Here is a 12,734-nt window from a genome sequence, read left to right as displayed (position 1 = left end):
AACGTCCAACGAAACAAGCATTTCATGACTTGGCGTATTGTTCCGGGCCGTTCGGGACGGTAGGAACGTCGAAGACCACAGAGGAGCCTTCTTCGTGCCACAGACCCCCGAAGCGCCGTCCCCCTTCTCCGCCCGCCCTCTCACCCGCACCCTTTCCCTGGCCGGTCCCGCAGCCGCCTTCGTCGCGGTCGGGCTGATCGCCTTCCCCACGCCCGCCCTCGCCGAACCGCGCGAGGACGCCAACGGAGCCGACCGCAACGAGATCGCCGCCGGCCCCGGGTCGCTGCCCGCCGGACCGGGGGCCGCCGACACGATGTCCGCTGGCCTGGACGGCGTCGGGATCGATCCGGGCGCCGCCTACCCCCGTCAAACCGAGCTGCCAGAACCCCCGGAGGACCCTGACGACGCGTCGGTCAAACTCGACCTGGTCCCCTACCACGGCATCGCGCCCGCGCTCAACGAGCTCCAGGAGACCTCCGACCGGGTCAGCGTGGAGGTCATCGGAGAGTCCCTCCAGGGGCGCGACCTGTACCTGGTCACCCTCACCGAACCCGAGACCCGCGCCGAGGCACGCCACCAGCAGCGCATGCGCGAGCTTATCGCCGAGAACCCCGAGCGGGCCGCCCGAGACCGCACCCTGCCCGACCGGTACAAGACACCCGTCCATGTGAACGCTAACATCCACGGCAACGAGTGGGAGGGCACCGATGCCTCCCTGCGGATCATCGAGGAGCTGGCCACCGCCGAGGACGAACAGACCCTGGACCTGCTGGGCACCTCGCGCCTGTACTTCACCGTCACCGCGAACCCGGACGGGCGGGTGGCGGGCACCCGCGCCAACAGCGCCGGGTTCGACCTCAACCGCGACTTCGTCACCGTCTCCCAGCCCGAGACCGCCGTGATCCGGCAGGTCATGATGGACACCCAGCCGCTGGTCATGATCGACCAGCACGGGTACGTCAACGGCACCCTGATCGAGCCGGCCACCCCGCCGCACGGCCAGAACTACGAGTACGACCTCTTTATCAAAAACACCTACGCCAACGGCCTCGCCATGGAGCAGGCCGTGCTCGACCTCGGCTACACGCCCGAAGACGACGGGGTGCGGCCGCCGCAGATCCCCTTCCGGGACTGGGAGGACGGCTGGGACGACTGGCCGCCGATCTTCACCCCCATGTACGCCCCCTACCAGGGCGCGGTCGCCGCGGCCACCATCGAGTTCCCGCTCCGGGTGAACAACGCCGACTACAACCTGCCCGAGACGGAGCTGCACCGGCGCACCGCGATCAACACCGACATCTCCGCCGCCACCATCGAGGCCACCCTCGACTTCGCACACGAGAACCGCGAGGAGCTGCTCGGCGACCAGATCGAGGTGTTCCGCCGCGGCGCCGCGGGCGAGGAACAGGTCGTCCCGCCCGAGGACTGGGTGCCCGGGTTCGGCCCCGAGGACGTCTACACCACCGACTTCCCGCGCGCCTACGTGATCCCGGTGGGGCAGGGACAGCGGTCCGCTCCGGCCGCCGCCCGCCTGGTGGACTTCCTCATCGCCAACGACGTGCGCGTGGAGCGGTCCCGGAACGCGTTCGAACTCGACGGCACCTCCTACCCCGCCGGGTCCTACCTGGTGGACATGCACCAGCCCAAGCGCGGCATGGCCAACGTCCTGTTGGAGGACGGTCGGGACATCACCGAGGACATCGAGGCGATGTACGACATCTCCGGGTGGAGCCACGGACGCCTGTGGGGTGCCACCGTGGAGTCCACCGACTCCGCCCCGCCCGGCGCCACCGACCCTGTGGCCGAGGCCGCGCCCACCGGTGCGGTCGAGGGCGACGGGGACTGGACGCTGCGCCTGGACGACGCCGCGGACGTGAGCGCTCTCAACGACCTGGTCGCCGCCGGGGCCGGGGTCACCTGGGCCGGGTCCGGCACCGTGCGGGTCCCCGCCGAGGCCGCCGATGCCGTGGCGGGGGCCGCGGAGCAGCACGGCGCGGTCTTCGACCCCGCAGAAGCCGAAACCGGGACCGGGTCCGTGACCGACGGTCCTCCGGTGCCGGAGACGGTGAACGTGGCCGTGGCCGGAGCGGCCGACGAGGTGCACACCCTCGGTGAACTGGGCTTCGACATCGAGACGGTGTCCACCGCCGTGCTCAACGACGGCTTCGACTGGTCCGGCACCGACGTGCTGTACGTGTCGAGCGGCCTGGTCTACGCGGACCTGGACGAGCAGGCCCGCGCGGACCTGGACGCCTTCCTCGAAGAGGGCGGAGTGGTCGCCCGCGGCAGGACCGGAGCGAGGTTCAACCAGGAGGCCGGGCTGCTGGACGTGCGCCACCAGGCCGGTCGTTCGGGCGCCAACGGCGTGGTCCTGGTGGAGGACGGCGACGGAGAACTCGCTGGGACCGGCGGCTACGGGTTCGTGTACTCGCCGGGCTGGTTCACCGACCTCGGCCCCGGGGTCGCGGCGGAGCAGACCTACGGAGCCGAGGGTCCGCTGCTGGCCGGGCACTGGCGGGCCGCCGCCGACGGCTCGGGCGGTCAGGACGCGGCGGCCGGGCAGGCTTCCGTGGTCAGCGGTGTGGCCGCCCCGGGCGCCTCCGTGGTGCTCTTCGGCACCGAACCGCTCTTCCGCAACCACCCGAAGGGATCGTTCGGCCAGGTGGCCCAGGCGCTGTACTGGACCGCCGCACCGGCCGAAACGCAGTAGCCCCAGGCACCATTCAGCGCAATGCTCATGCGGCATTGGAGAACCACTCCGGATACCCCTTCCGGAGTGGTTCTCCTCGTCAGTGGCGGGCCGGTGCCGTTCGGGCCCGGCATCCCGCACGGATCCCGGCCCCGCTCTTTTCACGGCCGGGATCCCGAACCCGCTGCTGAACTAACCGAACGGCTGGAGGGCGGGGCCGAGCCCGCCGTCCACGGGTAGCTCGGCGCCGGTGGTGAAGGTGGCATCGAACCCCAGGAACAGCACCGCCCGTGCCACCTCCGCCACCGTCCCGTGGCGGCCCATCGGGGTGGCCTGGTCACCGGCGGCCTCGATCGCGGCACGCTCCTCCGCCGAAGCCCCGGCGAACCCGCCCGAGCGGGTGTGCACGAACCCCGGGGCGACGCTGTTCACCCGGATCCCGCGCGACATCAGCTCAGCGGCGAAGGTCCTGGCGAAGCCCGCCACCGCCGCCTTGGTCCCGGTGTACACGCTCAGCCCGCCCGACCCGGTCGCATTGGTGACCGACGTGGTGAACACGATTGACCCGCCCTCGACGATCATCGGGGCCAGCCGCTGGACGGTGAAGTACGCGCCCTTGGCGTTGATCCCGAACATCCACTCATAGGTCTCCTCGGTGACCGTGGCGAACGGCTCCGCCGCGGCCACACCCACGTTCACGTGCAGGAAGTCGATCCCGCCCAGGGTCTCGCGCACCGCCTCGGCCAGTACGTCGGCGTCCTCGACCCGTGCGGCGTCCGCACGCACCGCCTGCACCCGGGGCCCGAACCTGCCCCGCACCTCCTCCAGGTTCTTGTCGTTGTTACCGGTGAGCAGAACCTTCGCACCACCGGCCAGGAGCTCCTCGACCACGCCCAGACCCATACCGTGCGTCCCGCCGACCACCACGGCGCGCTTGTCCTCGTAGGCACCCATACCCGAATCCTCTTCTCGCCCTCCTCGGGCGGTCCGGTGACCGCTCCGACTGGTCACCACGGTGCCGGGCACCGCCACGGGTTCCCCACGGCTCCGCTACGGGCCCGCCACGGGACCGACGATGGGCCGCCGCCGGGCCGCTACGGTGAGGACATGCGATTCGGGGTACTCGGACCACTGTCGGTGACGACCGACCAGGGCGATCCCGTTCCGGTCCCCGACACCAAGGTCCGCGCTCTCCTGGCCCGCCTTCTCCTGGCCCGGGGCCGCCCCGTCCCCGTCGACCAGCTCGTCGACCACCTGTGGGGCGACACTCCGCCCAGCCGCCCCACCGCAGTCCTCCAGGCCCGGATCTCCCAGCTGCGCGGTGCCCTGGACACCGCCGAACCCGGCGCTCGCGCCCTGGTCCGCCACCGCGCCCCCGGCTACCTGCTGGCGGCCGACCACCTCGACGCCGCGCACTTCGAGGCGCTCCTCGGCCGCGCCGCCCAGGCCACCGAAACCCGCCTCCGCGCGTCCCTGCTCACCCAAGCTCTGGAGCTGTGGCGCGGACCGGTACTGGCGGAGTTCACCGACTCCGCGTCCGGGGCCGAGCAGGCCTGGACGGGCGAACCGACCCGCTGGACGCAGCTGCGCCTGACCGCCCTGGAGGACCTCGCCGAAACCCGCCTGGATCTGGGCGAACACAGCGCCCTGGCCGCCGAGCTCGCCGAACCGGTCGCCCGAAACCCCTACCGCGAACGCCTGCACGCCGCCTATTTCCGAGCCCTCCACGGGGCCGGACGCCACGCCGAAGCCCTGGCCGCCTACGCGCGCCTGCGCAACCGGCTGGCCGAGGAACTCGGCGCGGACCCCGGGCAGCAGCTCCTCGACCTGCACCGGGCCATGCTCGCCCGCGACCCCGCCCTGGACCCGGTGCCCGACCCGGTTCCGCCGCCCGGGCGCCTGCCCGAACCCGTGGACACGCTGGTCGGCCGCGAACGCTCCCTACGGGACCTGGCCGCCATGCTCGCCGCACACCGGCTGGTCACTCTCACCGGACCGGGCGGGGTCGGCAAGACCCGCCTCGCCCTGGCCGCCGGGGCCGCGCTCACCCATCGCACCGAAGCCGGGGACGGCGCCTGGCTGGTGGAACTGGGCGGGCTGCCACCCGGCGGAGACCCCCTGCCCCTGCTGGCCGCCACCCTCGGCGTCCGGGACGGCCGCGCGGGCGAGGAATCCGAGGAAGCGGACCGGATCGTGGCCATGCTCAAAGGCCGCCTAGCCCTCCTCATCCTGGACAACCACGAACACGTCGTCGCCCCGGCCGCGGCCCTCGTCGCCCGCCTGTTGGGTGCCCTGCCCCACCTGCGCGTCCTGGCCACCGGCCGGGTCCCCCTCGACATCTCCGGTGAGCATTTGTACGAGGTTCCCCCGCTCGACCTGCCCGAACCCGGCACCACCGACCCCGACGAACTCTCCGCCTCGGGCGCGGTCCAGCTCTTCACCGCCCGGGCCCGCGCCGCTCGCGCAACCTTCGTCCTGGACACCGCGACCGCTCCGGCCGTGGCCACCGTCTGCCGCCGCCTGGACGGCATCCCGCTGGCCCTGGAACTGGCCGCCACCCGCCTGCGCCACCTGGGCGCGGATGAGATCGCTGCCCGACTGGACGACCGCTTCGCCCTGCTGGGCACCGGCCGTCGCGACGCCCCCGAACGCCAGCGCACCCTGCGCGCGGTGATCGACTGGAGCTGGGACCAGCTCACCCCGGCCGAACGGGCCGTGCTGTCCCGCCTGGCCGTCACCGCCGACGGCTGCGAACCCGACACCGCCGAGGCCGTCTGCTCCGGACCGGAAGCGGGGGAGGAGACCGGGGCGGCCACGGTGGAAGAACAGGTGCACGTGCCCGCGCACCAGGTCCTGGACCTGGTCGGCGCCCTGGCCGACCACTCCCTGGTCACCGTCGAGACCCACCCCTCCCACACCCGCTACCGGCTCCTGGAATCCGTGGCCGCCTACGCCCTGGAACACCTGGCCGACTCCGGTGACCAACCCCGTGTCCGCGCCCGGCACGCCCGCCACTTCTCCGACCTCGCAGCCCGGGCCGACAACCACCTGCGCGGCCCCGACCAGCACCGGTGGCTGGAACGCCTGGACCGGGAGAGCGCCAACCTCAACGCCGCTCTGGAGCACGCCACGAGCGTCGGCGACGCCGAACTGGCCCTGCGCCTTGCCGTCGCCCCCTGCTGGCACCGCTACCTGCGCGGACAATCGGGGCAGGCGCGGGCGGCTCTGGACCGGGCCCTCGCCCTGCCCGGGGCACGTGCCCGCGACCGCGCCGAGGCCGCCCTGTGGCGCACCGCCCTGGCCGTACCCGCCACCGACGACGAACAGCACCGCCGCGCACACGCCCACGAACACCTGGACCGGGTCAACGACCCCGTCACGCGCGCCCGGCTCGCCTGGTTGATCGAACACCTGCGCTGGGGACTGGGCGACCAGGACCGCGCCGTCGCCCGTGTGCGCTCCGCCCACGCGATGGCCGCCGCGGCCGGGGACCGCTGGGGCGCCGAGGTCTCCCGCGTCACCCTCGCCTACGCCGCACTGCGCCGAGGCGACATCGCCGAAGCCCTGGACACCGCCCACCAGGCGGAACAGGTCCTACGGGAGATCGGTGACGGGTGGGGCGCCCTCCAGGCCACTGACGCCCTCGCCCAGGCCCTGGAGTCCCTCGGCGACCTCAACGGGGTCGCCGACCACCACGAACGCGCCCTGCGCCTGGCCGAGGAGCTGCGACTGTGGGGCAACGCCACCCTGGCCCTGTCCGGCCTAGGCCGCGTGGCCTTGCTCCGCGGCGACCTGGACCGGGCCGACGTCCTGCACGCGAGGGCCGCGGCCTTGGCGGCGGAGCAGTCCGATACCGGGGCCGAACAGTTCGCCGAGGCGGGCACCGTGCTGGCGGCCCGCCGCCGGGGCGACCTCGACCGCGCCGAACGCCTCCTGCACCGCTGGATGGAGTGGAACCTGCGTGCGGGCAGCCACATCGGAACGGCGTTCCTGCGCACCCAGCTGGGTTACGTCGCCGAACAGCGCGGGGACACCGCGACCGCCCTGGACCTGCACGCCCGGGCCCGTACCGATGCCGAGGCCAGCGGGGATCCCCGCGCGGTCGCCGCCGCGCTCGAAGGACTGGCCGGGGCGCAGGCCCTGGCCGGAGACGACGAGACCGCCGCCGAGCTGCTGACCGAGGCCACCCGTATCCGGGAGCGGATCGGGGCGCCCCTGACCGCCCCGGAACGCTTCGACGTGGACCGGGCCCTCGCCCGGCTGGCCCGCTGAGGACCGAGAACCCGTACCGAACGAAAACCCGTGGCGTGCGCCCGGGCCGTGTCTTAGGGTTCCGCTCATGACAGACGCCCCCTCGCTCCGGCTGGTCGAGATCACCGACGACAACTTCGACGCGGCTGTCGGGGTCCAGGTCCGAGATGACCAGAACCGCTTCGTCGCCCCGGTCCTGCGCTCCCTGGCCCATGCGTACACGAACCGCTCCACTGCCTGGCCCCGCCTGCTCATGGACGGCGACGAGGCGGTCGGCTTCATCATGGTCCAGTTCGCCCCCGATGAAGAGGACCCCGACTTCCAGGCCGAGATCTGGCGGCTCAACATCTCCGAGAAACACCAGGGCAGGGGATACGGCCGGTTCGCGGTGGAGGGCGCGCTCGCCGAGGCGCGGCGCCGCGGCCTGTCCCGGGTCACGGTCTCCTGGGTTCCGGGCGAGGGCAGTCCGGAGGACTTCTACCTGGGCCTGGGCTTCCGCAAGACTGGACGAGTGAGCGACTCGGAGCTCATCGCAGAGATCTTCCTCGACTGATCGTCGTCTGATCTTCGCCCGGGGCCCATCACCTCCGGGTCGGGATTTTCCCGCGCAGAGCCAGAACCGCGATCCCGGCCGGTCGTGTCGGAGCGGCCGTGAGCCGGCTCCCGCCCCGGGGCGCCGACGCCGTATCCGCACCATCGCTGACCGGCCGCGGCAGGGTCTGGCCGAAACAGGGCCGTTCCCGACGCCTGCTCGGAAGCCTCGCCCAGCGCGCCCGCACGGGCTCCTCCGCACTGGTACTCAGACTCATGGCCGCTTGATCCGACCGGTGGCCGACAACGGACAGTCAATCCGGGTATGAACTGAGCTTTACCCGGTGGCGCAAGTTTCTTAGATGTCCGCTTCCGGCCATTTCTTGAGTTGTGTTTGGGGAACTCTTAAAAGGTTGCCAGAATGTCTGATTCTGTTGATTGATTTCTGGGTTCACCGATGATTTGAGGGGAAATAATTGCCTTTTCTTTTCCTCTTTTGTCGGGTTTGTGTCTGACTCTGGAAGTAGGGGGTGAGGTTCCCTCGGGTGTGGTTTCGGAAAGGTGCGCCATGAGTAGCGGTATGCAGGACGGGCCGGGACAGTACGGCCCCTACCAGGGCGGGCAGCCCCCGGGCGGCCCCCAGCAGCCCCCGTACGGGCCCCAGCACTTCCAGCAGTCCCCCTACGGCCAGCAGCAGTACGTTCCACCGCAGTACGGGCCGCCGCCCCAGGCGGTCGCTCCCCGGAAGCGGAGGAAGTGGCCGTGGGTCCTGCTGGCGGTCTTCGTGCTCATCGTGGGAATGATCGTGGCCAACAACGGGGGCGGGCAGGAGGCAGAAACCACTTCGGCGGCTGAGGAGAATGCGACCGGAGCGGAAACCGAGGAGGCCGCCGAGGAAGAGCCCGCCGAGGAGAGCGGAGACTTCGCCATGGGCGAGGCCGCCCAGCTGGGCGACTGGATGGTCACCGTGAACGGCACGGAGACCGCTGCCAGTTACGGCGAGGAGTTCTTCGAGGAGCAGGCACAGGGGGAGTTCGTCATCGTCGACATGACGGTGGAGAACGGTGGCAGCGAGTCCACCACCTTCGACGACTCCGCGCTCTCGCTGATCGACTCCGACGGCAACAGCCACGCCGCGAGCACCCTCCTGGGAGCGGACACGTTCTTCCTGCAGCAGATCAACCCCGGCAACCAGGCCTCCGGTGAAGCCCTGTTCGATGTGCCCGAGGGCACCGAACCGGTGGCCCTGGAGGTGGAGGACACCTGGAGCTTCGACGAACCGATCCGAATCCAGCTCAACTGACCCTGAGGAAAAGGGAACGGGGCGGGGCCTGCGCAGGCCCCACCCCCTCCTGTGCACCGCGCTGCCGGAGCTCCGGCCCGGCTAGTGCCCCCGATCCAGCCATTCCTGCAGGTGCGGGGCTTCCGCACCGATGGTCGTGGAGTCACCGTGACCGGTGTTGACCACCGTCTCCTCCGGCAGTGACAGCAGCCTGCGGCGGATCGACTCCACGATGGTCGGGAAGTCCGAGTAGGACCGCCCCGTCGCGCCCGGGCCGCCCTGGAACAGGGTGTCGCCGCTGAACAGCACACCCAGCTCCGGCGCGTACAGGCAGACCGCGCCCGGAGCGTGCCCCGGGGTGTGCAGCACCGTCAGCTCCGTGCCGCCGACTTTCACGGACTGCTCGTCGGCCAGCTCACCGTCCGGGGCCCGGTCCGGGTGGGTCATGTCCCACAGCACCCGGTCCTCGGGGTGTAGCAGGATCGGCGCGCCGGTCGCCTCGGCCACCGCCGGGGCGGCGTTGACGTGGTCGTTGTGCCCGTGCGTGCACAGCACCGCCACCACCCGGCGCCCGTCCACCGCCTCGACGATCGCGGCGGGGTCGTGCGGGGCGTCGATCACCACGACCTCGTCGTCGTCACCCACCAACCAGACGTTGTTGTCCACCTCCCAGGAACCGCCGTCCAGGGTGAAGACCCCGGACGTGGTCAGGTGTTCCACACGCGTGTCACTCACAGCCGCACCACCGATCGCAGTACCTCGCCCCGCTCCATCCGAGCGAAGGCCTCCTCGATGTCGCCGAGCCCGATCTCCTCGGTGACGAAACCGTCCAGGTCCAGCCTGCCCTGGGTGTAGAGGTCGATGAGCATGGGGAAGTCGCGCGAGGGCAGGCAGTCGCCGTACCAGCTCGACTTCAGCGCCCCGCCCCGGCCGAACACGTCCAGCAGCGGTAGCTCCAACCGCATCTGAGGGGTGGGCACGCCCACCAGCACCACGGTCCCCGCCAGGTCGCGGGCGTAGAACGCCTGCTCATACGTTTTCGGCAGACCGACGGCGTCGATCACCACGTCCGCGCCGAACCCGTCGGTGAGCGCGCGGATCGCCTCGACCGGGTCGGTTTGGGAGGCGTTGACCGTGTGGGTGGCGCCGAACCCGCGCGCCCACTCCAGCTTGCGGTCCTCCAGGTCCACGGCGATGATCTTGCCAGCCTCGGCCAGACGGGCTCCGGCCACGGCCGCGCTGCCCACCCCGCCGCAGCCGATCACCGCCACGGAGTCGCCGCGGCCCACCCCGCCGGTGTTGATGGCGGCGCCGATCCCGGCCATGATCCCGCAGCCGAGCAGCCCCGCGGCGGCGGCCGAAGCGGTCGGGTCGACCTTGGTGCACTGGCCTGCGGCGACCAGGGTCTTCTCGGCGAACGCGCCGATGCCGAGTGCGGGAGAGAGCTCGGTGCCGTCCTCCAGGGTCATGCTCTGCTCGGCGTTGTGCGTGTCGAAACAGTACTGGGGCCGCCCCCGCCGGCAGGCGCGGCACTGGCCGCACACCGCCCGCCAGTTCAGGATCACGTAGTCCCCGGGTTCGACCTCGGTGACCCCGGCGCCGACGGACTCCACCACGCCCGCGGCCTCGTGGCCGAGTAGGAAGGGGTACTCGTCGTTGATCCCGCCCTCGCGGTAGTGCAGGTCGGTGTGGCAGACCCCGCACGCCTGGACCTGGACGACCGCTTCCCCCGGCCCGGGATCGGGGACGACGATGGTGGTCAGTTCGACCGGTGCGCCCTTCGCGCGTGAGATCACACCCTGGACCGTTTGAGACATGAGAGCACTTCCTGAACCTCGGGGCAGGCGGCGCCGGTGGGCACCGTCTCCGTTCACCCTGCCCCACCCTCCGTGCACGTGTCCAACATGTGGAACGTTTGGGATTCAGTAGCGGGAGTCATCAATCGGATGGCTCTCTCCGAGCAGCTTCACGAAGGCCCGTGTGGCGGTGGACGGACGCGCGGCCCCGGGCAGCGCCAGGGCCACCCGCCACCGCGTCGGCCCGGGAACCGCGACGCTTCTGAGCCCCTCCGCCTGGGGCTTTCGGGTCACCGGCCGGGGGACCACCGCCACTCCCATGCCGCGACGTACCAGGTCCAGCAGCGTGTACACGTCGTTGACCTGGAGGGCGACGCGCCGGGCGATCCCGAAGTCCGCGAACGCCCGGTCCGCGCAGTCACGGGCGCCCCACCCCGGATGCAGGTCGACGTATTCCTCCTCGCCCAGGGCCGAGGGGATCGCCCCCTCGGGCACGAGGCGGTCGGCGGCGGTCAGCAGCATGAGCGGCTCCTCGGTGATCCGCAACAGCCGTACATCCCCGCCCGCATCGAGAGGGCCGGCCACCAGCGCGACGTCGATCCTGCCCGTGCCCACGAGTTCGAGCAGTTGCCCGGTGGCGGCCTGCTGGAGGTTGATCGCCACGTCGGGGTGGCGCTCCCGGTACTCGTGCAGCAGGGGTGCGGCCTCCACCACGCCCATACATTGCTCGGTGCCCAGGGACAGGGCGCCGCGCACCCGGTGGTCGTCGGTGACCAGTTCCCGTAGGCGGTCGGTCGCGGCCAGGATGCGCTGGGCCTCGGCCAGGAGCACGTGCCCGGTGGGGGTCGGATAGACCCGGCGGGTGGTGCGCAGCAGCAGTTGCGCGTCCAGGTCGCGTTCCAGGGCGCGGATCGACGCGGACAGGCCGGACTGGGTGATGCCGAGGTACTCAGCGGCCCGGGTGAAGTGTTCCTCTTCGCAGACCGCCACGAAGTGCCTCAGATGTCGTAGCTCCACGTCGCGCAGCCTAGCCGTACGGGTGTGCTCGGGTGTGCGCCCGTGCGGCCCCGTAGCCGTCGGATCCCCTTCGCTCCGGGCCCGGAGCCCGACCTATTCCCTGAGGAAGTCCGTCAGGGCCGCGGTCAGCTGCGCGGGGGCGTCCAGCTGGACGAGGTGACCCGCTCCCTCGATCGGGCAGGTGATCAGCCCGGAGATCATCGCGGCCAACTGACGGGTTCGCTCCGGCGGGATCCACGAGTCCCGCTCACCCCAGGCCAGCAGCACCGGTAGCTCCAGACTCGGGTACAGGCTCTGTATCTCGTCGGTGTGCGCCTGGTCGGCCTGCTCGATCTGCCGGTAGAACGCCGCCTGGCCCTCCGGTCCGGTCCACGGTTCCACCAACCGGTCCAGGACCCCCGGACCCAGCCCTGTTGCGCTGGCCGAACTCACGTACTCGGCTACCAGCGCCCGGTGCAGCGCCGGAGGAAGCTGCTCGAAGGCCTCGGTGTGCTCGCCCACCAGCCGGAAGAACGGCGAACCCCACGGCGCCAGCGCCACCGGGGAGACCAGCACCAACCGGGAGTAGACGGCCCGGTGCAGCAGGTGCGCGCGTAGCGCCACCGCCCCGCCGAAGTCATGCGCGACAACCCTCGGGCTCTCCAAGCCCCAGTGCCTGAGCAGCTTGGCGAACACCCTCCCCTGCACGGCCAGGGACACCCGCTGCCCCGAACGCATCTCCGAGGTCCCGTAGCCGGGCATGTCCCAGAAGTACACCCGGTACCGGGGCGCCAGCGCGGCGGCCACGTCCCGCCACACGTACGACGAGAACGGGGTGCCGTGCAGCAGGACCACGGGCTCCCCGGAACCGACGGCTTCCCAGCGCACCGCCCCGGCACTCGACGCGAACACCTCGGTCGGCCCCTGCACGCCCATGCCCGTCCCTTTCGTCTCCGCCCCGCGGTCCCGCTTCGAGGCCGGGGCCGAGGCGATTCTAGCCGCGGGGTCCGACAGAGCCTGGACATCCCACGAGTTTGTTGACCAGGGGGGCACAGTCAGTTTCCGCCCCTCTCACCTCCGTGATCTTGCTACCAGAAGCAATTTCGGCGGGTGGTTTCTAGTATCTGTTGCAATGAACCTGCTTCAGGGGGTAGTTGTGCCAGGTAAACGACTGTGCCGGGATGAGCGC

General features: G+C 71.3%; 9 protein-coding genes. 4 read left to right on the top strand and 5 right to left on the bottom strand.

From position 1 onward, the window contains the following. The first annotated feature begins 94 nt into the window (after window positions 1–94). A complete protein-coding gene (locus D457_RS0126080; protein ID WP_017583625.1) occupies window positions 95–2,710 on the top strand; it encodes a M14 family zinc carboxypeptidase in 2,616 nt (871 codons plus the stop codon). Between the two features lie 171 nt (window positions 2,711–2,881). Here D457_RS0126080 and D457_RS0126075 read toward each other — a convergent pair whose 3' ends face one another. Next, a complete protein-coding gene (locus D457_RS0126075; RefSeq protein ID WP_017583624.1) occupies window positions 2,882–3,643 on the bottom strand; it encodes an SDR family oxidoreductase in 762 nt (253 codons plus the stop codon). 153 nt (window positions 3,644–3,796) lie between these two features. Between D457_RS0126075 and D457_RS0126070 the strand changes: the two genes are divergently transcribed. The 3 genes from D457_RS0126070 (at window position 3,797) to D457_RS33410 (ending at window position 8,774) form a co-directional block, all read left to right on the top strand. Continuing rightward, a complete protein-coding gene (locus D457_RS0126070; protein WP_026117047.1) occupies window positions 3,797–6,961 on the top strand; it encodes a BTAD domain-containing putative transcriptional regulator in 3,165 nt (1,054 codons plus the stop codon). Between the two features lie 67 nt (window positions 6,962–7,028). Then, the gene (locus D457_RS0126065) at window positions 7,029–7,493 is read left to right on the top strand and encodes a GNAT family N-acetyltransferase (protein WP_017583622.1); all 465 of its coding nucleotides are present in this window, start codon (window positions 7,029–7,031) and stop codon (window positions 7,491–7,493) included. 546 nt (window positions 7,494–8,039) lie between these two features. Continuing rightward, window positions 8,040–8,774 carry a DUF4352 domain-containing protein gene (locus tag D457_RS33410; RefSeq protein WP_239646231.1) on the top strand — a complete coding sequence of 245 codons (735 nt, stop codon included), beginning with the start codon at window positions 8,040–8,042 and terminating at the stop codon, window positions 8,772–8,774. 81 nt (window positions 8,775–8,855) lie between these two features. On the opposite strand, the gene D457_RS0126055 is transcribed toward D457_RS33410, so the two are convergent. From D457_RS0126055 to D457_RS0126040, 4 genes are all read right to left on the bottom strand, one after another. After that, a complete protein-coding gene (locus tag D457_RS0126055; protein ID WP_017583620.1) occupies window positions 8,856–9,488 on the bottom strand; it encodes an MBL fold metallo-hydrolase in 633 nt (210 codons plus the stop codon). Next, a complete protein-coding gene (locus D457_RS0126050) occupies window positions 9,485–10,570 on the bottom strand; it encodes an S-(hydroxymethyl)mycothiol dehydrogenase (protein ID WP_026117046.1) in 1,086 nt (361 codons plus the stop codon). Before D457_RS0126050 ends, D457_RS0126055 begins: the two co-directional genes overlap by 4 nt. A gap of 105 nt (window positions 10,571–10,675) precedes the next feature. Beyond that, the gene (locus tag D457_RS0126045) at window positions 10,676–11,566 is read right to left on the bottom strand and encodes a LysR family transcriptional regulator (RefSeq protein WP_026117045.1); all 891 of its coding nucleotides are present in this window, start codon (window positions 11,564–11,566) and stop codon (window positions 10,676–10,678) included. A gap of 93 nt (window positions 11,567–11,659) precedes the next feature. Next, window positions 11,660–12,481, bottom strand: a complete 822-nt coding sequence (locus D457_RS0126040; protein ID WP_017583617.1) for an alpha/beta fold hydrolase — start codon at window positions 12,479–12,481, stop codon at window positions 11,660–11,662. Between the last annotated feature and the right edge of the window lie 253 nt (window positions 12,482–12,734).

The sequence above is a fragment of the Nocardiopsis valliformis DSM 45023 genome, assembly GCF_000340985.1.
GTDB classification, from domain to species: Bacteria; Actinomycetota; Actinomycetes; order Streptosporangiales; family Streptosporangiaceae; genus Nocardiopsis; species Nocardiopsis exhalans.
This window is presented reverse-complemented; position numbering and strand designations above follow the sequence as displayed.